Below are 23,620 nucleotides of genomic sequence, written 5' to 3'. Positions count from 1 at the left end.
GCACGCCCCCACCGGAAGGACCGCCATGATCTCCACCCTCCACTCCCGCCCGCACCGGGGGACGGACGGTGTGCCCGCCCCCCGTCTCGCCTACGGCGCCGACTACAACCCCGAGCAGTGGCCGCGGGAGGTGTGGGAGGAGGACGTACGGCTGATGCGCGAGGCCGGTGTCAACATCGTCTCGCTCGGCATCTTCTCCTGGGCCCGCATCCAGCCCGGCCCCGACGCCTGGGACTTCGCCTGGCTCGACGAGGTGATGGACCTGCTGCACGAGCACGGCGTCGGGGTCGACCTGGCGACCGCCACCGCCTCCCCGCCGCCCTGGCTGACCACCGCGCACCCCGAGATCCTCCCGGTCACCGACCGGGGCGAGACGCTGTGGCCGGGGGCGCGCCAGCACTGGCGCCCGACCTCGCCCGTCTTCCGCGAGCACGCCCTGCGCCTGGTCCGGAAGCTGGCCACCCGCTACGCCGACCACCCGGCGCTGGTCGCCTGGCACGTCAACAACGAGCTGGGCTGCCACAACGTCTACGACTACTCCGACGATGCGGCCCGTGCCTTCCGGGACTGGCTGCGCGCCCGGTACGGCACGACGGACGCCCTCAACCACGCCTGGGGCACGGCGTTCTGGTCGCAGCGCTACGGCGACTGGGAGGAGATCCTGCCGCCCCGGCTGGCGGCCTCGCACCCGAACCCGACCCAGCAGCTGGACTTCAAGCGGTTCTCCTCGGACGCGCTCAAGGACCACCTGCGCGCGGAACGGGACCTGCTGCGGGAGCTGACGCCCGACGTCCCCGTCACCACCAACTTCATGGTGATGCCCGGCACCAAGGGCATGAACTACGCGGACTGGGCCGGCGAGGTGGACTTCGTCGCCAACGACCACTACGTCGTCCCGCACCCGCAGGCCCGCGACGAGCTGTCGTTCTCGGCGAACCTCACCAGCGGCATCGCGGGCGGCCGCCCCTGGTTCCTGATGGAGCACTCCACCAGCGCCGTCAACTGGCAGCCCGTCAACCTGGCCAAGCAGCCGGGCGACATGGCCCGGGACTCGCTGACGCACGTGGCGCACGGCGCCGACGCGGTGTGCTTCTTCCAGTGGCGCCAGTCGGCGGCCGGCGCCGAGAAGTACCACTCGGCGATGGTCCCGCACGCCGGTGCGGACAGCGACCTGTTCCGCTCGGTGGCCGCGCTCGGCGACACGCTCAAGACGCTCGCGCCGGTCGCCGGGAGCGAGCGGGAGCCCGCCGAGGTGGGCATCCTCTTCGACTGGGAGTCGCGGTGGGCGAGCGAGCAGGACTCGCACCCCACCTCGCTGCTCGACTACCACCAGGAGGCGCTCGACTGGTACTCGGCGCTGCTCTCCCTGGGCGTCCGCGCCGACGTCGTCACCACCGGCGCCGACCTGAGCCGCCACCGGGTGCTGATCGCGCCGGTGCTGCACCTGGTCCCGGCCGAGCTCGCCAAGGACCTCACCCGCTACGCCGAGCAGGGCGGGCACCTGGTCACCACGTACTTCTCCGGCATCGTGGACGAGAACGACCACGTCTGGCTGGGCGGCTACCCGGGCGCGCTGCGGGACCTGCTCGGCATCCGCGTCGAGGAGTTCGGTCCGCTGCCCGCCGGGCAGAGCGTGGAGCTGGACGACGACACCACCGGCGGCCTGTGGACCGACCACGTCACCGTCACCGCCCCCGAGACCGAGGTGCTGGTCCGCTACCGCACCGGTGCGCACACGGGCCGCCCCGCGGTCACCCGGCGCCGAGCGGGCGGCGGTTCGGCCGCCTACGTCTCCACCCGGCTCGGCGCCGAGGGGCTGGCCGCGCTGCTGCCGAGGCTGCTGGAACCGGCCGGGGTGACGAGCGAACTGCCCGCCCCGGTGCGCGGGCGGGTCGAGACCACCGTGCGCCGCGGCCCCGGCGGACGCTTCCTGTTCCTGGTCAACCGGACCGACGAGACCGTGACCGTCCCCGGGCTCACCGGCGAGGTCCTGGTGGGCGGCACCGGCGACGAGGGAGCCGTCGTCCTGCCGGCCCGGGCAGTCGCCGTCCTGCGCACGCCCACCGGCTGACGCACCCCGCACCACCACCCCTGTCCCCCCGGAGCGGCACGCACCCGCTCCGGGGCCATCCCCTCCTGCCCTCGACCGGGCGGAAGGGGCCACCGCAGCGACCACACCTTTCCGTTGGGAGCACACGATGGCACGCCGTACCCGCAGCAGAAACCTCCTCGGCACCGCGGTCCTGACCGCCCTGACCACCGGGGCGGCCCTGCTCGGCGCCCCCGCCCGGGCCGAACCGGCCTCGGCCGCCGCCTCCGTCACGGTGCGTCCGGACCCCTCGTACCGGCAGGAGGCGTTCGAGGGCTGGGGCACCAGCCTGGTCTGGTTCGCCAACGCCACCGGCGACTACCCGCCCGAGATCCGCGAGAAGCTGGCCCGCCTGCTGTTCGGCGACGACGGACTGGGCCTGAACATCGCCCGCTACAACATCGGCGGCGGCAACGCGCCGGACGTCGAGGACTACCTGCGGGCCGGCGGGGCGGTCGAGGGCTGGTGGAAGGCGCCCGCCGGCACCACGCGCGAGGACACCGGCTGGTGGAGCGCCGACGACCCGGCCGACTGGAACGAGGACGCCGACGCCACCCAGCGCTGGTGGGTCGAGCGCATCAAGGACGACATCGACCACTGGGAGACGTTCAGCAACTCCCCGCCCTGGTTCATGACCGTCAGCGGTTACGTGTCCGGCGGCTTCGACTCGTCCGCCGACCAGCTCAAGCCCGAGTCGGTCGACGACTTCGCCGCCTACGTGGCCGGGGCGACCAGACGACTGGAGAAGGCCGAGGGCATCAAGGTCGACACCGTCGACCCGTTCAACGAGCCCAACACCCCGTACTGGGGCACTCGGTTGGGCGCCGACGGCGAGCCCGTCGGCGGCCGGCAGGAAGGGGCCCACATGGGTCCCGAGCTGCAGCGCGAGGTCCTCCGGGCGCTGGCCCCCGCACTGCGGAAGGCGAAGGTCAAGGCGGACATCTCGGCGATGGACGAGACCAACCCCGGCACCTTCGCGAAGAACTGGAGCGCCTACTCCGCGGCCGACCGCGCTCTCGTGGGCCAGATGAACGTCCACACCTACGGCACCGGGCAGCGCACCACCGTGCGGGACCTCGCCAAGGCCGCGGACAAACCCCTGTGGATGAGCGAGGTGGGCGGCGACTGGGGCGACGGCCAGGACTTCGAGGACATGCGGCCCGGCCTCGGCCTCGCCCAGCAGATCGTCGACGACCTGCGGGAACTGGAGCCCCGCGCCTGGGTGTTCTGGCAGCCCGTCGAGGACTACGACAACATGAAGCCCGGCGGCGAGTCCGCGAAGGGCGGCAACTGGGGCAGCATCCAGCTCCCGTTCGACTGCACCGCCCGGGACACCCTGGAGACCTGCCCGATCCGGACCAACACCAAGTTCGACACCGCCCGCAACTTCACCCACTTCATCAAGCCCGGCGACCGGCTGATCAAGACGGACGACACCTCCAGCGCCGCCGCCGTCACCCGCGACGGCAAGGGCGCCTCACTCGTCCACGTCAACCGCACCACCGAGGCCCGCACGGTCACCCTCGACCTGTCCAAGTTCCGTGACGTGAGCCGCCGGGCCACCGTCACTCCCGTCGTGACCAGCGCCGACGGCAAACTGGAGCGGCGGGCCCCGATCAGGGTGAGCGGCCGCACGGCCGCCTTCACCGTGCCCGCCCAGTCCGTCACCTCGTTCGAGATCAAGGGCGTCTCGGGCGTCGCGAAGGACGCCGCCGAGCCGCGCGAGGGGCACACCTACACGCTGACCGGCGTACAGAGCGGCAAGGCCGTCACCGTGGCCGCGGACGGCACGGACCTGGTCCTCGGCACCGGGGAGGGCACGAGCGCCCAGCGGTGGCGGCTGAGCGCCGTGCGCCCCGACAGCGGGGTCCGCGACCGCTACGTCTTCACCCGGCCCGAGGACGGCACGCGCCTCGCCGTACGCGACGACGTCCCGGTGGCCGAGCCCGACACGGGCAGGCGGGACAAGGCCGCCCAGTGGCTGATGTCGAGCACCGGCGACGGCACCTGGACCCTGGTCAACGCGGCCACCGGGCGTCTGCTCGAAGTGGGCGGCCAGGCGACCCACGAGGGCGCGGCCGTCACGACCTGGCCGCCCAACTCCGGTGCCAACCAGCGCTGGACGCTGACGGACGTGTCCGCCGGCTGATCCCCTCCCCCTTGCCGCCGGTGCCGTCCGCACGGCCGACGCCCGTGTGGACGGCACCGGCGGCCCGCCCCGTACGGACCCCAGGAGAGCGCATGACCACCGACCCCCGTGAGCACGAGGTCCGCCGCAGGATGGCGGCCCGGGAGCTGTACTCGGACGGCGGACCGGGCCTGGCGGGCCTGGCGGAGGAGCGGCTGCGCGGCAAGGAACTGGCCGACGCCTACCACCGGACCGGCGCGCGGGACGAGGAGGGCCGCCGGGCGATCCTGAAGGAGATGCTCGCCTCGCTGGGCACGGGGGTGTGGATCGAGCCGCCGCTGCACGTGGCCTACGGCAACCGGGTGCACCTGGGCGACGACGTGTACGCCAACTTCGGCCTCACCCTCGTCGACGACGTCGAGGTCTTCGTCGGCGACCGGGTGATGTTCGCCCCGCACGTGACCGTCAGCACCACCGGACACCCCGTCCACCCGGACCTGCGCGGGGACGGGTCGCAGTTCTCGGCGCCGGTGCGCATCGAGGACGACGTGTGGATCGGGGCCGGCGCGCTGATCATGCCGGGGGTGACCGTCGGCCGGGGCTCGGTGGTCGGCGCGGGCAGTGTGGTGACGGCCCACGTGCCGCCGATGACGGTCGTCGCCGGGAATCCGGCCCGGGTGCTGCGCGAGATCACCGACGCCGACCGCGAGTGGGCCTACCGTCCGCCCCGCACCCTGGGCCGCCCCGGCCGGGACGGGTGACCGGGTGACCGGGTGACCCGCAACTTCCGTCGCCCGTCCGGCACATGGCGCGGCTCCACCGCAGTACGATGATCGAGAACTGCGGTGGAGCGTCACCTCCCGGAGCACGGAGCCTGCCATGACCACGGACCACACCCAGCCTCCCCACATCGACACCGGCCGGGCCCACCCCGCGCGGGTCTACGACTGGCTGCTGGGCGGCAAGGACAACTACCCGGTCGACGAGGCGGTGGGCGAGACCCTGCCGCCCGAGGCGCGGGACGCGGCGCGGCAGAACCGCGCGTTCATGAACCGCGCGGTGGCGCACCTCGCGGCCCAGGGCATCGACCAGTTCCTGGACATCGGCACGGGCATCCCGACCGAGCCCAACCTGCACCAGATCGTCCAGCGGACGGTGCCGGCGGCCCGGGTCGTCTACGCCGACAACGACCCGATCGTGCTGCGGCACGCGGAGGCCCTGCTGGTCAGCAGCCCCGAAGGGGCCACTGACTACATCCAGGCCGACGTCCGGGAGCCCGGGGAGATCGTGCGGCACGCCCGCGGGATCCTGGACTTCGACCGGCCGATCGCGCTGTCGCTGATCGCCCTGATGCACTTCGTCCCCGACGACCAGGACGCCCACGGCATCGTCCGGGGCCTGGTCGAGACCCTCCCCCCGGGCAGCCACCTGGTCCTCTCGCACGCCGCGATCGACCTCTTCCCCGAGCTGGCGGAGCAGGTGATCGCCCAGTACGCCAAGGGCGGCATCCGTCTCGGCTTCCGCACCCGGGCGGAGGTCGCCCGCTTCTTCGACGGCCTGGAGATGGTGCCGCCCGGCCTGGTCACGGCCACCGAGTGGTACGGCGAGGGCCTGGAGCCGCCCGCGCCCGAGGAGAGCGGTATCTACGCGGGCGTGGCGCGCATCCCCTGACGGGGACGGGGACGGGGGCGCGGGGCGGTGGCTCAGCGGCGGCGCCCCCGCGCCGCCCAGCCGCTGCCGATCCCGGCGACGTGCAGGGCCAGCAGGGCGAGGCCGATGAGCATGACGTTGGTGGAGGTGAAGACGTCGTTGGTCGAGACCTCCGCCGCGTTGATCAGCCAGGCGATGAGGAACAGAACCGCCGCGATGATGGCGAGCACGGTGTACATCCCTTCGGATCGGCGGCACCGGAGCGGCGCCGTGTCTCGCGTATGCCCCCGACGGGCCGCGTGACACGGCGGAGGGCGCCGAAGGCTCCGTACAGTGGAGGGACCGGATCGCGGCGCGAGTGCCCGGTCCCCTCTCGCACCTCGTCCCGGAGCCCCCATGCACGACCCGTCCACCGCGCCGGACGACGGCTCCGGCACCCTGTTCGGCCTGGACGCCCTCACGCCCCGTCCGGCGCCCGCCGCCGGTCCGCTCTTCCGGGACTCCGCCGCCGCCCGCCGGCTGCTGCCGGTGCGCGAGATCCACGCCGAGCCCGCCGCGGCCGCCTCCCCGCGCGGCCGGCAGGTCATCGCCCGGTTCCCCGACGCCCGGGTGGTCGAGGTGGACTCCCACTGGGGCATCCCCGGGCTGCACGGCAACGAGGGCAACGTCGAGCGCTGGGTGCGGGTCAAGGGCGAGACGCTCGTCCTGGGCGAGCGGAAGACGCTGGCCACCCGCCCCAACGGCCGCTCCGCGGACTGGATCGCACCGGGCGCCTCCAACGGCTGCGCCATGGCCTGCGCCTACTGCTACGTGCCGCGCCGCAAGGGATACGCCAACCCCGTCACCGTCTTCACCAACGTCGACCGGATCATCGCCCACCTCGGCCGGCACATCGCCCGGCAGGGGCCCAAGCGCGAGCCGAACCAGTGCGACGCCGACGCCTGGGTCTACGACGTCGGTGAGAACGGCGACTGCTCGGTGGACGCCCTGATCTGCGACAACACCGCGGACCTGGTGCACGCCTTCCGGCAGTGGCCGACGGCCAAGGCGTCCTTCGCGACGAAGTTCGTCAATCCCGACCTGCTCGCCCTGGACCCGCGCGGCCGGACCCGGATCCGCTTCTCCCTGATGCCGCCGGACGACTCCCGGCTGCTGGACGTGCGCACCTCGCCCGTCGCCGAGCGCATCGCCGCGGCCGGCGACTTCCTGGACGCCGGCTACGAGGTGCACTTCAACCTCTCCCCCGTGGTGGTGCGGCCGGGGTGGGAGGAGGCCTGGGCGGAGCTGCTGCGGCACCTGGACGACGTCCTGCCCGACCGGGTCAGGCGACAGGCCGCGGCGGAGGTCATCATGCTGACGCACAACCGGGGGCTGCACGAGGTCAACCTGGGCTGGCATCCACGCGCCGAGGAGGTGCTGTGGCGGCCGGAGCTCCAGCAGGCCAAGCGCTCGCAGAACGGCGCGCTCAACGTGCGCTACCGGGCGGACGTCAAGGCCGGGGCGGTCGCCCGGCTCCGTGCGCTGGTCGCCGACCACGCGCCGTGGCTGCGGATCCGGTACGCCTTCTGAGACCGACCGCGAAGCCACCCGTCGCCCCTTAGGTAAGGCGAACCTAAGATCAGATAATGTTTCGTGTGCAACAACTGCCGGAAGCATCCCTTCCGGCGGTTCCGCAAGCACACTGGGGAGCCGGCCTTGCCGCACACGATGGACACGACCGGAGACCGGCCGGACGCCGCCACCGCAACTGCCACCGCCGCCGCCGAGGAGGGCTGGGTCGAACTCGGCTCGCGGGCGCAACTGCGCGAGCTGCTGGGCGAACCCTGGCCCGTCGTCATCGACAAGGTGCACGACCGGCTCACGGACGACGACCGGGACATCCTGGCCCGCTCCCCCTTCTGCCTCCTGGCGACCTCCGACGCGGGCGGCAACTGCGACGTCTCGCCCCGCGGCGACACCCCCGGCTTCACCCACGTCGTCGACTCCCGCACCCTCGCCCTGCCGGACCGTCCGGGCAACCGGCGCGGGGACAGCTTCCACAACATCCTCGACAATCCGCACGCCGGCCTGCTCTACCTGATCCCCGGCGGCAAGGAGGTGCTCCGGGTCAACGGCCGGGCCCGGATCCTCACCGACGCCCCCTTCTTCGACGCGATGGCGCGCGACGGACGGCGTCCGGACCTCGCGCTGGTCCTGGAGATCGACGAGATCTATCTGCACTGCCCGATGTCCCTGAACCGGGCGGGATTGTGGAAACCCCGCCCGCCGAAGGCCAGTTGAGACCTTCCCCCGACCGGGAACGCGGGGGCGGGACGGTTGTCGCGGATCCGGTGTGACCCCGCCCCTACCAGCACTTCTTAGGTTAGGCTAACCTTCATCGCGTGAGATCAGGTGAAGACGCAGCCGGTACCCCGCGCCTGCGCGGTCATGACCTGTCGGCGACGGGCGTGACCGTCGCGTACGACGGTGTCGATGTCGTGCACGACGCCGCGGTCAGGCTCAGGCCCGGCGAAGTGACCGTCCTGGTGGGTCCCAACGGCAGCGGGAAGTCGACGCTGCTGCGGACCGTCGCCCGGCTGCAGCGGGCCCGCGGTGCCACGCTCAGTCTGGACGGCACCACCGACGGACTGGCGCTGACGTCCCGTGAGTTCTCGCGGTACGTCGCGCTGCTGACGCAGGGACGGCCGACGCCCGGCGGGCTGACCGTGCGGGACGTCGTCGAGTTCGGCCGCTATCCGTACCGGGGCCGCTGGGGGCGGCCCGATCCGGACGGCCCGGCCGCCGTCGACCGGGCGCTCGCGCTCACCGGTGTCGACGGCCTCGCCGACCGCGGTGCCGACCACCTCTCCGGCGGGCAGCTGCAGCGGGTGTGGCTCGCGAGCTGCCTCGCCCAGGAGACCGGCGTACTGCTCCTGGACGAACCCACGACCTACCTCGACCTGCGCTACCAGGTCGAACTCCTCGACCTGATCCGCGACCTGGCGGACGACCACGGCATCGCCGTCGGTGTCGTCCTGCACGACCTCGACCAGGCGGCCGCCGTCGCCGACCGGATCACCCTCCTCGAAGCGGGCCGGATCGTCGCCGACGGCCCGCCCGAGGAGGTGCTGACGCCGGAGCGGCTGACCGCCGTCTACGGCATACGGATCGACGTCGACACCGACCCCCTGACCGGCCGGCTGCGCACCCGCCCGATCGGCCGCCACCACATACGGACCCCCGAAAGGCTCGGCACCACCTCATGAGACGCCTCCTGCTCACCGCGGCCGCCACCACCGCCGCGGCGCTCGCCCTCGCCGCCTGCGGCACCACCGAACCCGCCGCCGACAAGACGGAGAAGAAGGCCTCCGAGGCGATCACGCTCAAGGACGGCAAGGGCACCGAGGTGAAGCTCGACGGGCCGGCCACCAAGGTCGTCGCCACCGAGTGGAACGTCGTCGAGAGCCTCGTCTCGCTGGGGGTCGACCCGGTCGGCGTCGCGGACGTCAAGGGGTACAAGACCTGGGACAGCGCCGTCCCCCTCAAGAACGAGCCCAAGGACATCGGCACCCGCGGCGAGCCGAGCATGGACACCGTCGCCTCCCTCGCCCCCGACCTCATCGTCGCCACCACCGACCTCACCCCGGCCGCCGTGAAGCAGCTGCGCGAGGTCGCCCCGGTGATCGAGGTGACGTCCGCCGACGGCACCGGTCAGATCGACCAGATGCTGGAGAACATCGACCTCATCGCCCGGGCCACCGGCACCTCGGACAGGGCGAAGACCGTCCGCGCGGACTTCGAGGCCAAGGTCGCCGCGGGCAAGAAGGCCCTGGCCGGCGCCGGAGCGGCGGGCGAGAACTTCGCCTTCGCCGACGGCTACGTGGCCTCCAATCAGGTCTCGATCCGCCCCTACACCGCGACCTCGCTGATCGGTGAGGTCAACGAGGCCATCGGTCTGAAGAACGCCTGGACCGTGAAGGGTGACGCTGCCTACGGCCTCGGCACCACCGACGTCGAGGGCCTGACCAAGCTGCCGAAGGACACCCGGTTCGCCTACATCGGCAACGACGACGACCCGAGCGCCACCCCCTTCAGCGGCGAGCTGGCCAAGAACTCGGTGTGGAAGTCCCTGCCGTTCGTGAAGGCCGGTGACGTGCACCGCCTCGACGACGGCATCTGGATGTTCGGCGGTCCCGGGTCGATGGAGGCGTACATCGACTCCGTCGTCGCCGCCCTGACGAAGTAGCGGAGCCATGGCCGTCACCGCAACCGAACCCACCGCGGCCCGTCCGACGACGGCCCCCATCTCCCGGTCGGGCGCGGCCGCGGTGACGGCCGGAATCGTCCTGCTGGTCGCCGTGCTCGCCGTCGTCGACATCACGCAGGGCACCGCCGCCGTCGGGCCTTCCGAGGTCCTCAAGGCCCTGACCGGGCAGGCCGATCCGGACGACGCGTCCGTCGTCGTCGCCTCCCGGCTGCCCCGGATGACCGCGGGGCTCCTGGTCGGCGCCGTCCTGGGCACGGCGGGTGCCGTGCTCCAGGCGGTCAGCCGCAACGTGCTGGCCTCTCCCGACACCCTCGCGGTGAACGCCGGTTCCTACCTCGCGCTGGGGCTGGCCGGTGCCACGGGCGTCTCGCTGCCGATGCTCGCCTCCTCCGGCGTCGCCTTCGTGGGCGGCCTGGCGGCGGCCGCCGTCGTGCTCGGGCTCTCCGGCCTCGGCACGGGCACCGTCCGCCTCGTGCTGGCGGGCACCGCGCTGATGCTGGGCCTGAACTCCATGACGGAGGGACTGCTGCTGCTCTACCCGGAGCAGACCGAGGGCCTCTACGCGTGGAACCAGGGCAGCATCGCCCAGAACGGCTTCGACGGCGTCCTGCAGATGCTGCCGATCGCCCTGGTCGGGCTGGCCGGGCTGATGCTGACGGCCCGCCGGGTGGACGCGCTGGCCCTCGGCGACGACGCGGCGCGCGGTCTCGGCGTCCCGGTCCGGTCCACCCGCGTCACCGTCGTCGTGCTCGCGGCGCTGCTGTCCGCCGCCGCCGTCACCCTCGCCGGGCCCATCGGCTTCGTCGGCCTGTGCGCGCCCGCCCTGGTGCGCCCGCTCGCCCGCCGGTTCCGCGGCTTCGCCCGCTCCCGTACGGCGATGCCCGCGGCGGCGCTCACCGGCGCGGCCCTGGTGCTGGGTTCGGACGTGCTGCTGCGGGCCCTGGTCGCGGACGACCGCGCGGTGTCCGTGCCCACGGGTGTGGTCACCAGCCTGGTCGGCGCCGTGTTCCTGGTCGCCATGGCGCTGCGGGTGCGGGACACCGCCGGGGCCGGGGCGCCGGACCGGCTGCGGATCCCGAGCCGCGCGGTGTTCCTGGCCACGGTCGCCGTCCTGGTCGTGGCCCTGGTGGGGCTCGTGATCGCCGCGGTGCTGGTGGGCGACACCAAACTGCTGCTCGGTGACGTCGTCAACTGGGCCCAGGGCCGGGCCGGGCGGACCGTCTCCTTCGTGCTGGACACGCGGGTGCCGCGGGTGCTCGCCGCGCTGGGCGCGGGCGCGGCGCTCGCCCTGGCCGGCACGCTCGTGCAGGCCGTCACCCGCAACCCGCTCGCCGAGCCGAACGTCCTCGGTGTGACCGGCGGTGGCGCGCTGGGGGCGGTGATCCTGGTGACCACCGTGCCGGCCGCCGGGACGTGGGGCGTGGCGGGAGCCGCGTTCGCGGGGTCCGCCGTCACCGCCGTCCTGGTCTTCGGGCTCGCCGCCCGGGGCGGTTTCCGGCAGAACCGGCTGGTCCTCGTCGGTATCGGCGTGGCCTCGGGGACGGCGGCGCTGATCAGCCTGCTGATCGTGCTCACCGACCCGTTCAACGCCACCAAGGCGCTGACCTGGCTGTCGGGTTCGACCTACGGGCGGACCATGCCGGACGTCGTACCGGTCGCGCTGGCGCTGGTCGTCGGCATCGGTGTGGCGGTCGCCCGGCGCACCGAGCTGGACCTGATCTCGCTGGACGAGGACACACCGCGGCTGCTCGGCCTGCGGCTGGCCCCCGGGCGTCTCGGGTTCCTGGTGCTGAGCGTCGTCCTCAGCGCGACCGCCGTGGCCTGCGCGGGCACCATCGGGTTCGTCGGGCTGGTGGCCCCGCACGCGGCCCGCGCCCTGGTGGGCCGGCGGCACGTGCGGGTCGTGCCGGTCGCGGTCCTCCTCGGCGCCACGCTCGTCTGCGCCGCCGACCTGCTCGGCCGCACGGTCCTCGCCCCGGCCCAGCTCGGCGCGGGACTCATGACGGCGGTGATCGGAACGCCGTACTTCCTGTACCTGCTGGTACGGAGCCGCCGCTAGCCGGCGCGGGGCAAATCCGGGTGCCGGTGGGCCGGGTGCCCCCGTACGGTGCCGTCATGGACCGGCGCACCGCGGACGGGGGCCACGCGGGCCTGCTGAACGTCATCGACCTCGAAGCCACCTGCTGGGACGGGCAGCCGCCGCCCGGCGCGGTGAGCGAGATCATCGAGATCGGGCTCGCCGTGGTCGACCTCGACGCCGGGGAGCGGGTGGCCCGGCACCGGTTCCTGGTGCGGCCCGCCCGCTCCCGGGTCAGCGCGTTCTGCACGGAGCTGACCGGCATCACCCAGGCCGAGACCGACCGCGGCGTGAGTCTCGCGCGGGCCTGCGACACGCTGGTGCGGGAACACGGCGCGGGCGTACGGCCGTGGGCGAGCTGGGGCGACTACGACCGGAAGCAGTTCGTCCGCCAGTGCGCGGCCGACGGGGTGCCCTACCCCTTCGGTCACCCGGCCGAGCGCGCGCACACCAACGCCAAGGCCGTCTTCACCGAGGCCCACGGGCTGCGCCGGCGCCCCGGCATGGCGCGGGCGCTGGAGATCGCCGGTCTGCCCCTGGAGGGGCGGCACCACCGGGGCGTGGACGACGCCTGGAACATCGCGGCGCTGGTGCTCCAGCTGGCCGGCCGGGGCGCCTGGCCCGGCTCTTGTTAGACGCGACGTCAAGTTACTGAACCGTAATGGGCCAGGTGCTACCCCCGGTAACTCCTGTCCGGTTACGGTCCCGTAGCCCCACAGGAGCAGCGCGACCACGGCCCTGACCCCACGGGACCGCGGACGACCGGATCCGGCCCTTCCCCAGGAGGTTCGCCATGCCCCCACGTCCCCGCATGCTCGCCGCGGCGATCGCCGCGGCCCTCGCCCTCGGTGCCCAGGCCGTCCCGGCCGCCGCGGCCGACGGCCCGGCCGGCGACTCGACGACCACGACGTCCCGCGGCGTCGAGATACCGGCCTTCTACACACCGCCGTCCGAACTCCCCGGCGCCGACGGCGCGCTGATCCGCAGCGAGCCGCTCCCCCTGGCGCTGAGCCTGCCGGGCATCGACGGCCCGCTCCCCGGCCGGGCGACCCGGCTCATGTACAGGTCCACCGACGCCAACGGCGAGGCGGTCGCCGTGACCGGCGCCTACATCGAACCGGCCGCGAAGTGGCGCGGCGACGGGCCCCGCCCCCTGGTCGCCGTGGCGCCGGGCACCATGGGGCAGGGCGACCAGTGCGCCGCCTCGATGGCCCTGGAGCACCCGTTGCGGCTCAACGGGCAGACGGTCTCGGTCGGTTACGAGGACCTGTCGGTCTACCGGCTGCTGCTGCGCGGCGTCGCCGTCGTCGTCACCGACTACGTGGGCCTGGGCACCACCGACCGGCTGCACACCTACGTCAACCGGGTCGACGGGGCCCACGCCGTACTGGACGCCGTACGCGCCGCGCGCTCCCTCGACTCGGCGTCCGTCACCTCCGGCTCCCGCGTGGGTCTGTTCGGGTACAGCCAGGGCGGCGGCGCCACGGCGGCCGCGGCCGAGCTCCAGCCCTCCTACGCCCCCGACGTCCAGCTGTCCGGCACCTACGCCGGCGCCCCGCCCGCCGACCTCACCGAGGTGACCCGGGCCATCGACGGCAGCGACCTCGCGGGCGCGCTGGGCTGGTCGCTCAACGGCTTCCTGCAGACCGAACCGGCCCTGCGGCCCATCGCCGACCGGTACATCAACGAGGCCGGCCAGGAGGCGCTCAAGGACCTGTCGACCATGTGCGTGGGCGACGCGCTCTTCGGCTACGGCGGCGACAGCAGCACCGGCTGGACGAAGACCGGGCAGTCCATCAGCGACGTCATCCGCGCCGAGCCCGCCCTCCAGAGCTTCCTCGCCGAGCAGCGCATCGGCTCGCTCAGGCCCGGCAGCCCGGTCCGGGTGGCCACGGGCGTCAGCGACGACCTGGTCCCCCACGGCCAGGCCCGGCGACTGGCCGCCGACTGGTGCGCCAAGGGCGGGAAGGTGACCTACGTCCCCGTGCTGCTGCCGGGCGTGGGCAGCGGCCTGCTCAACCACTTCGGCCCGCTGCTCACCGATCAGGGCAACGCCCTCTCCTGGCTCACCGACCGGCTCTCCGGCGAGCCCGCGGGCTCCAACTGCTGGAGCATGCCCGCACAGCCCTGAGCCGTTCCCCCGGCATGCGCCGATCCTCGGTTGTGGCACAGAATTCGCTCAGGCGAATCGTGGCGGAGCGACAGAGAGGCAGCGGCGTGGTGGACGCGAAGCCCGACGGCGGGTCCGGCCCCCCGCGCGGGGCGAAGATGCCGAGCACGGTCGCGCATCTGCCGCGGCAGGTGCGCGAGGAGCTGGCCCGCCGGCTCCGCCGCACCAGGCGGGCCTTTCGCGAGGAGGACGTCCAGGTCGTCGAGGCACCGCTGCTCAAGCGCGCGGTCGGGGCCTCGGCGCTCGGGAACTGCATGGAGTGGTTCGACTTCGGCGTCTACAGCTACCTGGCCGCCACCATCGGGAAGGTCTTCTTCCCCGGCGCCTCCCCGGCCGCCCAGGTCATCTCCTCCTTCGCCACCTTCGCCGCGGCCTTCGTCGTACGCCCGCTCGGCGGTCTGGTCTTCGGACCGCTCGGGGACCGCGTCGGCCGGCAGAAGGTGCTCGCCACCACCATGATCATGATGGCCCTCGGCACCTTCTCCATCGGCCTGATCCCCAGCTACGCCACCATCGGCATCGCCGCCCCGATCCTGCTGCTGCTCGCCCGGATGGTCCAGGGCTTCTCCACGGGCGGCGAGTACGGCGGCGCCACCACCTTCGTCGCCGAGTACTCACCCGACCGGCGGCGCGGCTTCCTCTCCAGCTGGCTGGACTTCGGCACCTTCGTCGGCTACGCCCTGGGCTCGGCGCTGGTCACCGTCCTGAACCTGTCGCTGACCGACGACCAGATGCTCGCCTGGGGCTGGCGGCTGCCGTTCCTGATCGCCGGTCCGCTCGGTGTCATCGGCCTGTACATGCGGCTCAAGCTGGAGGAGTCGCCCGCCTTCCAGCAGCAGCTGGACGAGCACGAGAAGGGGCTGGCCCAGGAGTCGGCGGGCAGCGAGTTCAGGACCATCGTGCGCGAGCACTGGCGCCCGCTGCTGGTCTGCATGGGCCTGGTGCTGCTCTACAACGTCACCAACTACATGGTGACCGGCTATCTGCCGACGTACCAGACGGAGACCCTGAACCGTTCCAGCGGTTTCGCGGACGTGCTGGTGCTGATCGGCATGGTGTGGATCGTGCTGCTGATCACCTTCCTCGGCCGGCTCAGCGACCACGTCGGCCGCCGTCCGCTCTACGCCACCGGGGCCGCGGCGATGATCGTCCTGGCCGTCCCGGCCTTCCTGCTGCTGAAGGCGGACGGCGTCTGGGCGCCGGTCGCCGGGGTCCTGCTGCTGTCCACCCTGCTGGCCTGCTTCGCCGCGCCCAGCGCCGCGACCCTGCCGGCGCTGTTCCCGACCGCCGTGCGCTACGCCGCCATGGCCATCGGCTTCAACTTCGCCGTCGCGGCCTTCGGCGGCACCACGCCGCTGGTCGCGGAGGCGCTGGTGAGCATCAGCGGCGACGACCTGATGCCCGCCTACTACCTGATGGTCGCGGGCGCCATCGGCCTGGTGACCGTGCGGTTCCTGCCCGAGAGCGCCCAGGTGCCGCTGCACGGCTCGCAGCCCATGGTCGGCTCCCGGCAGGAACAGCGCGAGCTCATCAGCACCTCGAAGGACCTCTACAGCTTCTCCAAGGACCGCTCGGGCGCCCTCTGACCGCCGGCCGCGGACCGCCGTCCGCGCGCGAACGAGACGGCACCCGATCCCGCGGCGACCCCGGCGAAGACCAGGGTGCTGCCCACCGCCTGGGCGGCGCCGAAGGAGCCGGTGCCGACGAGCGGCGCCGTGCAGGCGGCGGCGACCGGGATCAGCCCGGAGAACAGGGTGGCGCGCTCGGCCCCGATCCGCTGCATGCCCATGTACCAGCACACGAACCCGACGACCGTGACCACCACCGCCTGCCACAGCAGCGCCCCCGCCTCCACCGCGTCCGGCCGGCGCAGCCACCCGGCCCCGTCGGCCAGGACACCCGCCACCGCCGACTCGGCCGCCGCGATGCCGCACACCACGGTGGACAGCAGCCGCGGGCCCAGCGGCCGCAGTACGGGCACGGCCAGGACCGCGAAGCCGACCTCCCCGGCCAGCGCGCACACGGAGAAGGCGATGCCCGCGCCGTCGGTGCGCCCCCAGCCCTGGACCGTGAAGGCCCCCACGGCCACGGACAACGCCCCGTACAGGACGGCCCGTTGCGGACGGCGCCCCTCCAGGAGGGGGACGAGGACGGCGACCACCACGGGCGCGCAGCCCACGAAGACGCCGGGTACCGCGGGCTCCGCCGTGCGTTCCGCGGCGAGGACGGCCAGGTTGAAGCCGACCATGCCCACGGCCGCGAGCAGCGCGAGCCGCAGCCACCGGCCGGCGCCGAGCGCCCGCAGCCGGGCCGTCGCGCCGGGCCCGGCCAGCGGGACGAGCAGCAGGAAGGCAAGACCGTAGCGCAGGAACTGGCCGCCCGCGTACGGGTAGTCGCCCAGCAGGCTGTTGGCGGTGAAGGATCCTCCGACGAGGACACAGGCGAATGCGGCGAGCAGGGCCCCGCGTGTGGTGGTGGCGTTCATGGCGACGACGCTAGAGAGCCCGGCGGTCCGCCACGGGGTCCACTTCGCGTGCGCTGTCGGGGACCAATCCGCGCCGGGGCCGCTCACACACCCGTCACGGGTCCTCCCTCCTGTGCATGTCTCGGAGATCGGGGGTAGTCGGAGGGCCCCGGTGTCAACACATCGGCGAATCAACGGATTTGACGGCAATGACCGGACATGGGAAAGGACTGCCAGTGCGCACCAGCAAAGTGGCGACCGCTGTGGCGGCCGCGAGCGTCTCCGTCGCGTTACTGACCGGCTGCGGCGGCGATTCGGGTGACGAGGGCAAGCCGTTCGAGGGGCAGAGCGCCGACGACGTCGCCGCGAAGGCCGTCGAGGCCACCCGGCAGGCGAAGTCCATGCATGTGAAGGGCGACACCCGGTTGGAGGACGGCAGCACCGTCACCATCGACGTCTCGGTCGACCAGGAGAAGAACTGCCAGGGCACCATCGGCGCCGGCGGGACCCGGGCGGACGTGCGGCACACCGAATCGACCCTCTACCTGCGCGGTGACGAGCAGTACTGGCAGACCGCCCTGAAGCAGCAGCCCGACGCGGCTCGGAAGATGGCGCCGAAGCTGCGCGACAAGTGGGTGAAGATGCCGGCGAACGACGCCACGACCGCCGGGGTCTGCGACAAGCAGGGCTTCGTCGCCGCCATGGACGAGGACGAGTCGGAGCGCCGGGGCATGAAGCGCGGCTCCACGACGGAGGTGAACGGCGAGGAGGCCCTGGAGCTGACCAAGGACGCCTCCGGCGGCGAGAAGCTCACCCTCTACGTCGCCACCGAGGGCGAGCCGTACCTCCTGAAGACCACCACCGAGGGCGGCAAGAACCCCGGCAGCGTCACGTTCAGCGAGTACGGGGAGACGGTGGACCCCGAGCAGCCCCCGGCCGGGGAGACGGTCGACATGAAGGAACTCGCGGGCGAGCAGCAGACCTGACCGTCCTAGGCGCCGGCGCTCCCCGCTTCCCCGCGCTCCCGGTCCGAACTGGGCCACACATAGGGCAGGTCGTCCGGGACCCCGGGGAACAGCTCGGCGTACACCGCGGGGTCCTTGCGCACCAGGGCCGAGCGGTGGCTGCGGTGGAAGGTCTCGTCGCCCAGCCAGGGCGGCAGTTCCCCGGCGGCCGCCAGTTCCGGCTGGTCGCGCACCGGCTCGCCCGGACGCACCTCGGCGAGCCCGGCGACGAGTGAGGCCGCGCAGCTGTCCTGGTGCCCGTGCTCGCGCCAGACCCGGCAGACGTCCAGGCCGTAGCGGACGAGTGCCTCCTCGTATCCCGTCCACATCCGCACCGCCGGGTGGTGGCGCCAGCCGTAGCCGGGGACGGTGAGCCCGCGCAGCACCTGGAGCGCCTCCACGCGCTGTTTGCCGAGGCGGCGCCGGTCCAGCGCCAGTGCCGAGTCCCGGAAACCGGGGTGGGGGAGGAAGGTCTGCATCGCGGTGCCGCTCCGTTCAGCCGGGGAACCGGCCGCGGGCGCGCAGGTGTCCGCGGCGTTCGGCGTAGGCGAGGTCGTCGCGCCACAGGCGGCCCGCGGCGGCCCGCATCAGCGGGCGCAGGGCCGGTGCCAGGCGGCGGGCCAGGGGGAAGCCGGGCCGGTCCGAGGTGGCGAGCACCGCCTCGACGACCGCGGTGCGCGGCCGGCCGCTCCCGTCCGGTCCGAGCGGCGTGGCGTGGCTCTCCACGACGGACCCCGTGCCCTCGCCGTCGGTGATCCGCATGACGACGGTGCGGGGTCCGGGCGCGGTGAACTCGGCCCGTACGGGGACGACCAGGCGACCGGCCAGCCGGAAGGACACGTCCACGACGAAGCGGTCGTCGTCCCCGTCGCCGTCACCGCCCCCCGCACCGGCCCCGCCGTCGCGCGGCGTCTCTCCGGGCGCCTGGACGACGGTGAGGTCCACGAAGGAGTACGGGTGGAACCAGGCTCCGTGCCAGGGGTCGAGCCGGTTGGCGACGACGTCCTCGGGTTCGCAGTCCCCCGCCCCGCGCCACACGGACGTCAGGGCCGTCGCCCGGGGCGGCCGGGCGGGCACGAAGGGCGCCGGGGTCGGGGGCTCCTCCCCCACGGTGTCCAGCCGTACCCACACCAGTACGCCGTCGTCGTGCACCGGCAGCGGTTGCCAGCCCGCGAACGGGGCGCCGTCCAGGGCGAGTCCGTGCCAGTGGCACACGAGCGTGCCGCACCGCACGGGGCTGTCGGCCAGCGGGGCGCCGAGGTGGGGGCAGGCGCCGGGCCCGCCCACCAGGCGCCCCCGCGCGTCCCGCCAGACGACGACCTCCTCGCCGGCGACGGTGCCGGACAGCGGGCGCGTGCGGCGTACGTCGGTGCTCGCGCCGAGGACGTACCAGTTGCCGGAGGGGCGTGCCAGGGCGCGTTCGAGGGCGCCCGCGATGACGGCGGGGCGTGCCTCGCGCCAGGTCGGCCGCTGGTGCTGCCAGGGGACCGCGTGGCGCCGCAGCCGCAGGGGGAGGCGTCCCCGGCGCGGGCGGGGGTCGGTGCTCATCCGGGCTCCTGCGCGTCGAGGGCGCCGCCGCGGGGCACCGGCGCGTACGTGGGGGCCCGACGGGCGCGGAGCCGGACGGACAGGACCCGTGCCAGTCCGCCGGCCGCGACGGCCGCGCGGCGACGGCGGGAGACCACCGCGCGCCGGTGCACAACCGCGTACCCGCCCTCCGCGACGGCGTCGAGGATGTTCCGGTAGAGCAGGTACGCGGTGCGGATGCAGGGCCGTGCGACGGGGTCGAGCATGGCGAGGCCGGGCTCGGCCTCGCGGTAGACGCCCCGGGTGAGGTCCTCGGCGGCCCGCAGCGCGGCGGTGACGCGCCCGTCGTGGCGGCCGGTGTGCCTGCTCCAGAGCAGCAGGTCGCGGTGGACGCCGTGCGCGGCCAGCAGGTCGGCGGGGAGGTAGACCCTGCCCCGGTCCAGGTCCTCGCCCACGTCCCGCAGGAAGTTGGTCAGCTGGAAGGCGACGCCCAGCGCGGCGGCGTGCGGGGCGGCCAGGGCGCGGGCGGTCACGGTGCCGAGGACGGGCAGCATCTGGAGGCCGATGACGGCGGCCGAGCCGTGCATGTAGGCGCGCAGGTCGGCGTAGGTGGCGTAGTCGGTGACGGTGAGGTCGGCGCGCATCGAGGCCATGAAGTCGGTGAAGTGCGCCGGTTCGATGGCGTACCGGTCGGCGGTGTCGGCCAGGGCGAGCACCACGGGTTCGGCGGTCGGCCGGCGGCCGGTGAGCGCCCGCCGCAGCAGTCCGTCCAGGCGGGTGAGGGCGGCGGCGCGCTCGTCGGGCGTGGTGCCGGCCCCGGTGTCGTCGACGATGTCGTCCGCCCACCGCGCGAACCCGTACAGGGCGTGCACGGCCGGTCTGCGGTCGGCCGGCAGCAGGCGGGTGGCCAGGAAGTAGGTGCGTCCGTGGCGGGCGTTGAGGAGCCGGCAGCGGGTGTAGGCGGCGCGCAGCTGCGGGTCGGTGATGCCGGCGGCGTCCAGTTCGTGCCGCGTCATCGGTGCCCGCCCCGGGCCGCCGCGGGGCGGGTCCGCGGTCCGGTGATGCGGGCGGCGGCCAGCTTCCCGGAGAGAAGTACCGTCGGTACGCCGACGCCCGGGGTGGTCCCGCAGCCCGCGAGGACGGCGTTGTCGGTGCCGCGCACCAGATTGCGGGGGCGGAAGGGCCCGGTCTGCGCGAAGGTGTGGGCCACCGAGAACGGGGTGCCCGCGGTGTGCCCCTGTGCGGTCCAGTCGGCGGGCGTCACCAGGCACTCCTCCTCGACCGCCGCGGCGATCCCGGTCAGCCCCCGGTGTTCCAGGGTGGCCAGCAGACGGTCGCGGTAGCGGGGCGCGAGGTCGCTCCAGGCGCGGGCGCCGGGGCCGATGTCGGTGTTGGGGCAGGGGGCGAGGACGTAGTGGAGGTGGCGGCCCTCGGGCGCGAGGGCGGGATCGTGGGCGGTGGGCCGGGTGATCAGCAGGGACGGGTCGGTCATGAGGGTGCCGGTCCTGGTGAGTTCGTCGAACGTCCGTCGCCACTCGGCGCCGAAGGACAGCGTGTGGTGGGCGAGGTGCGGCCAGGTACGGGTGGTGCCGGCGTGCAGGACGACGGCGGAGGGCGCGTGCCGCAGGGTGAGGGGGCGGCGCGGGCGGCGGCCGAGAAGCCGGTGGGCGACGGGCAGGTCGGGGGTGAGGACGACGGCGTCGCAGGGGACGCGCTCGTGGTCCATGACGACCGCGGTGACGCGGGTGCCGGACCGCTCCAGGCGGGTGACGTCCCGGCCCAGGCGCAGATCGGCCCCGGCGGCGACGGCCGCGTCGGCCATGGCGCGGGGTAGGGCGTGCATGCCGCCGCGCGGGAAGTAGACGCCGGCGACGGTGTCCATGTAGGCGATGACGGCGTAGGCGGCCAGCGCGCGGGACGGTGCCACACCGGCGTACAGGGCCTGGAAGGAGAAGACCCGCTGGAGCCGTTCGTCCGTCAGGAACCGGCCGATGCGGGCGTCCAGGCGGCCGAAGCCACCGAGGGCGGCGAGCCGGGCCAGGTCGGGGGTGAGCAGGCCGAGCGGCGAGTCGAAGTTGGCGTCGATGAACCGGCGCAGCTGCACGGCGTACAGCCGGCCGAGCCAGTCGCGCAGCCGCCGGTACCCGGCCGCCTCCCGGGCCCCGGCGAACCGGTCGACCTCCGCCTCCATCGCGTCGGCGTCCGTGTGCACGTCCAGGGCGGTGCCGTCGGCGAAGCAGGCGCGGTAGGCGGGGTGCAGGGGCAGGAGTTCGACGCGGTCGCGCAGCCGCTCGCCGACGGCCGCGAAGGCCTCGTCGGCCAGGTCCGGCATGGTCAGCACGGTCGGGCCGGTGTCGAGGTGGTAGCCGCCGAGTTCGCGCCGCCCGGCCCGGCCGCCGGGCAGCGGTTCGCGTTCCACGACGGTCACCCGGCGTCCCGCGCCCAGCAGGTGCAGGGCGGCGGACAGCCCGGCGAGTCCGGCCCCGACGACCACGACGTGGTCGGTGCGCCCGGGCAGCGTCCGCGTCACCGCGGGCTCCGGCCCGCGGGCGGCCGGTTTGGCCGGTGGTCGCCGTGGTCGGCCGTGCTGGGGCACATCGCGGGTCCTCTCGTGTGGTCGGCGTCATGCCTTCCCCCTCGGCTCCCGGCGCGACGCCACCGGAGCCGGTTCCCGGCCCCGCGGTCACCCGTCCGGTGGTATCGCGTCCCCCGGCGGGTACCCGTGTCGCGCCGTCCTGCGCGCCGTACGTTCGTGGACGGCGCGGGGCCGGAATACTCCGCCGGACCGGACCGGCGGACGGACCGGCGGGAAGGAGGCGGGGTGCTCGACGCGGACATCGTGGTCGTCGGCGCGGGGGCGGCCGGGCTCTCGCTGGCGCACCGGCTTCCGGCGCGGGCCTCGCCCGGTGCGGTGTCCTCCGTCGTCCTGGTCGATCCGCCGCCCGGGCCGCTGCGGCCCCCGCGCCGCACCTGGTGTTTCTGGGAGGCCGGGCCGGGCCGCTTCGACCCGGCCGCGACGGCGTCGTGGGAGTGGCTCCGGGTGCACGGCCGGGACGGGAGGGCCGTCCGGCGGCACATCGCGCCCGTCCGCTACAAGATGATCCGCTCGGACGACTTCGAGGCCCTGGTGGAACGGGATCTGAAGGCCCGTCCGGGGCTGCGGCGCGTCGAGGCCACCGTCGGCGCGGTCACGGGCCTGCCGGACGCCACCGTGCGGGTGGCGGCCACGGACGCGACGGGCGCGCCGGTCGTCCTGCGCGCCCGCTGGGTCTTCGACTCCCGCCCGCCCGAGCGGCTGCCGGCCGCCCGCACCCGCCTGCTCCAGCACTTCCGCGGCTGGTTCGTCCGCACCGAGCGGCCGGTGTTCGAGCCGGAGGTGGTCGACCTGATGGACTTCCGCACCGCGCAGCCGGCGCGGGGTCTGTCCTTCGGCTACGTGCTGCCGACCGGACGGCACACCGCGCTGGTCGAGTACACCGGATTCGGCCCGGCGCCCCTGACGTCCGACGCGTACGACGACGCGCTGGAGGACTACGCGCGCCGCGTCCTGCGCACCGGCGCCGTCGAGGTCCTGTCGACCGAGCAGGGGGTCATCCCGATGACCGACGCCGACTTCGGGCGGCGGGACGAGGGCGGCGACCGCGTGTTCCGGATCGGCGTCGCGGGCGGGGCGACCCGGGCGTCCACCGGCTACACGTTCGCCGCCGTGCAGCGGCAGTCCGAGGCCGTGGCCCGTGCGGTGCGCGCGGGCCGCCGGCCGGTACCGCCGCCCCCGCATCCGGCGCGGGCCCGGCTGATGGACGCGGTGCTGCTGCGCGCGCTGGACACCGGCCGGGTCGACGGCCCCGACCTCTTCTTCCGGCTGTTCGACCGCGTACCCGCCGCGCGGCTGCTGCGCTTCCTGGACGGCCGGTCGCGACTGTACGAGGACCTCGCGGTCGGCGTGCGCGTCCCCGTCCTGCCGATGCTGCGCACGGCGGCCGAACTGCCGTGGCTGCGGCGCCGCCACCTTCCCCCCCGCTGAGCGCCGACCCCGGGAGTCACCGATGCCCTCGCTCCACGACGCGGCACCGCCCGCCGCCTTCGACCACGGGGCGGCCCACCGCGGCCGCCTCTCCGAGAGGACCGCAAGCGGTGGGCTCCGCGGCGGCGGCACGCGAGGCGGCCGTGCCCGAAGCGGTGCTGCGCGGTGATCCGGCGCGGTGGGGTCGGGCGGGGGGCCGAGGAGCGGCCGCCGGGGCGGGACCGGCGGGCGCGGGTGCTGC

At 74.1% G+C, this 23,620-nt stretch carries 20 protein-coding genes; 14 read left to right on the top strand and 6 right to left on the bottom strand.

The features are described from left to right. Positions 1–25 precede the first annotated feature (25 nt). The 4 genes from BZZ08_RS15335 to BZZ08_RS15320 all read left to right on the top strand — a co-directional run bounded on the left by BZZ08_RS15335 (position 26) and on the right by BZZ08_RS15320 (position 5,888). Positions 26–2,071: a beta-galactosidase gene (locus BZZ08_RS15335; protein WP_104632772.1), complete on the top strand. Its 2,046-nt coding sequence runs from the start codon at positions 26–28 to the stop codon at positions 2,069–2,071. Positions 2,072–2,198: 127 nt separating this feature from the next. Then, positions 2,199–4,238 carry an RICIN domain-containing protein gene (locus BZZ08_RS15330; RefSeq protein WP_104632771.1) on the top strand — a complete coding sequence of 680 codons (2,040 nt, stop codon included), beginning with the start codon at positions 2,199–2,201 and terminating at the stop codon, positions 4,236–4,238. Between the two features lie 92 nt (positions 4,239–4,330). Then, complete coding sequence (locus BZZ08_RS15325; protein WP_104632770.1) at positions 4,331–4,978, top strand: sugar O-acetyltransferase; 648 nt, start codon at positions 4,331–4,333, stop codon at positions 4,976–4,978. A gap of 118 nt (positions 4,979–5,096) precedes the next feature. Continuing rightward, entirely contained in the window at positions 5,097–5,888 is a 792-nt protein-coding gene (locus tag BZZ08_RS15320; protein ID WP_104632769.1) for an SAM-dependent methyltransferase, read from the top strand. A gap of 32 nt (positions 5,889–5,920) precedes the next feature. Here BZZ08_RS15320 and BZZ08_RS15315 read toward each other — a convergent pair whose 3' ends face one another. Beyond that, a complete protein-coding gene (locus BZZ08_RS15315) occupies positions 5,921–6,106 on the bottom strand; it encodes a hypothetical protein (protein WP_059298917.1) in 186 nt (61 codons plus the stop codon). 157 nt (positions 6,107–6,263) lie between these two features. Here BZZ08_RS15315 and BZZ08_RS15310 point away from each other — a divergent pair, with 157 nt between their 5' ends. From BZZ08_RS15310 to proP, 8 genes are all read left to right on the top strand, one after another. After that, positions 6,264–7,436 (top strand): spore photoproduct lyase family protein, encoded by a 1,173-nt coding sequence (locus BZZ08_RS15310; protein WP_104632768.1) that lies wholly within the window; start codon positions 6,264–6,266, stop codon positions 7,434–7,436. Between the two features lie 126 nt (positions 7,437–7,562). Further along, positions 7,563–8,147, top strand: a complete 585-nt coding sequence (locus BZZ08_RS15305; RefSeq protein WP_104632767.1) for an MSMEG_1061 family FMN-dependent PPOX-type flavoprotein — start codon at positions 7,563–7,565, stop codon at positions 8,145–8,147. Positions 8,148–8,248: 101 nt separating this feature from the next. Beyond that, the gene (cdtA, locus tag BZZ08_RS15300; RefSeq protein WP_104632766.1) at positions 8,249–9,112 is read left to right on the top strand and encodes a siderophore ABC transporter ATP-binding protein CdtA; all 864 of its coding nucleotides are present in this window, start codon (positions 8,249–8,251) and stop codon (positions 9,110–9,112) included. Beyond that, entirely contained in the window at positions 9,109–10,092 is a 984-nt protein-coding gene (locus BZZ08_RS15295) for an iron-siderophore ABC transporter substrate-binding protein (protein WP_104632765.1), read from the top strand. Before cdtA ends, BZZ08_RS15295 begins: the two co-directional genes overlap by 4 nt. A 7-nt stretch (positions 10,093–10,099) precedes the next feature. Then, positions 10,100–12,172, top strand: a complete 2,073-nt coding sequence (gene cdtC / locus BZZ08_RS15290) for a siderophore ABC transporter permease CdtC (protein ID WP_104632764.1) — start codon at positions 10,100–10,102, stop codon at positions 12,170–12,172. 56 nt (positions 12,173–12,228) lie between these two features. Further along, entirely contained in the window at positions 12,229–12,825 is a 597-nt protein-coding gene (locus BZZ08_RS15285; RefSeq protein WP_104632845.1) for a 3'-5' exonuclease, read from the top strand. Positions 12,826–12,983: 158 nt separating this feature from the next. Continuing rightward, positions 12,984–14,321, top strand: coding sequence for a lipase family protein (locus BZZ08_RS15280; protein ID WP_104632763.1), 1,338 nt, complete (start codon positions 12,984–12,986; stop codon positions 14,319–14,321). Positions 14,322–14,458: 137 nt separating this feature from the next. Next, a complete protein-coding gene (gene proP / locus BZZ08_RS15275; RefSeq protein ID WP_104632844.1) occupies positions 14,459–15,946 on the top strand; it encodes a glycine betaine/L-proline transporter ProP in 1,488 nt (495 codons plus the stop codon). Here proP and BZZ08_RS15270 read toward each other — a convergent pair. Next, a complete protein-coding gene (locus BZZ08_RS15270) occupies positions 15,910–16,845 on the bottom strand; it encodes a DMT family transporter (RefSeq protein WP_104632762.1) in 936 nt (311 codons plus the stop codon). The two genes, proP and BZZ08_RS15270, sit on opposite strands and share 37 nt — an antisense overlap. Positions 16,846–17,060: 215 nt before the next feature. Here BZZ08_RS15270 and BZZ08_RS15265 point away from each other — a divergent pair, with 215 nt between their 5' ends. Next, positions 17,061–17,810 carry a hypothetical protein gene (locus BZZ08_RS15265; RefSeq protein ID WP_104632761.1) on the top strand — a complete coding sequence of 250 codons (750 nt, stop codon included), beginning with the start codon at positions 17,061–17,063 and terminating at the stop codon, positions 17,808–17,810. A gap of 5 nt (positions 17,811–17,815) precedes the next feature. On the opposite strand, the gene BZZ08_RS15260 is transcribed toward BZZ08_RS15265, so the two are convergent. The 4 genes from BZZ08_RS15260 to crtI are packed head-to-tail and all read right to left on the bottom strand — an operon-like array spanning position 17,816 to position 21,885. Next, positions 17,816–18,307, bottom strand: a complete 492-nt coding sequence (locus BZZ08_RS15260) for an MSMEG_6728 family protein (RefSeq protein WP_104632760.1) — start codon at positions 18,305–18,307, stop codon at positions 17,816–17,818. A gap of 16 nt (positions 18,308–18,323) precedes the next feature. Continuing rightward, positions 18,324–19,376 (bottom strand): DUF5914 domain-containing protein, encoded by a 1,053-nt coding sequence (locus BZZ08_RS15255; RefSeq protein ID WP_104632759.1) that lies wholly within the window; start codon positions 19,374–19,376, stop codon positions 18,324–18,326. Next, positions 19,373–20,371 carry a phytoene/squalene synthase family protein gene (locus BZZ08_RS15250; protein WP_104632758.1) on the bottom strand — a complete coding sequence of 333 codons (999 nt, stop codon included), beginning with the start codon at positions 20,369–20,371 and terminating at the stop codon, positions 19,373–19,375. The genes BZZ08_RS15255 and BZZ08_RS15250 overlap by 4 nt, the downstream gene beginning before the upstream one ends. Next, a complete protein-coding gene (crtI, locus tag BZZ08_RS15245) occupies positions 20,368–21,885 on the bottom strand; it encodes a phytoene desaturase family protein (RefSeq protein ID WP_104632757.1) in 1,518 nt (505 codons plus the stop codon). Before crtI ends, BZZ08_RS15250 begins: the two co-directional genes overlap by 4 nt. Positions 21,886–22,176: 291 nt before the next feature. On the opposite strand from crtI, the gene BZZ08_RS15240 reads away from it, so the two are divergent. Next, a complete protein-coding gene (locus BZZ08_RS15240; RefSeq protein ID WP_104632756.1) occupies positions 22,177–23,379 on the top strand; it encodes a lycopene cyclase family protein in 1,203 nt (400 codons plus the stop codon). The last annotated feature ends 241 nt before the right edge of the window (positions 23,380–23,620 follow it).

This window comes from Streptomyces sp. MH60 (assembly GCF_002939385.1).
GTDB lineage: Bacteria > Actinomycetota > Actinomycetes > Streptomycetales > Streptomycetaceae > Streptomyces.
Note: the sequence above shows the minus strand (reverse complement) of the source record. Positions and strands in the feature narration are given on the sequence as shown.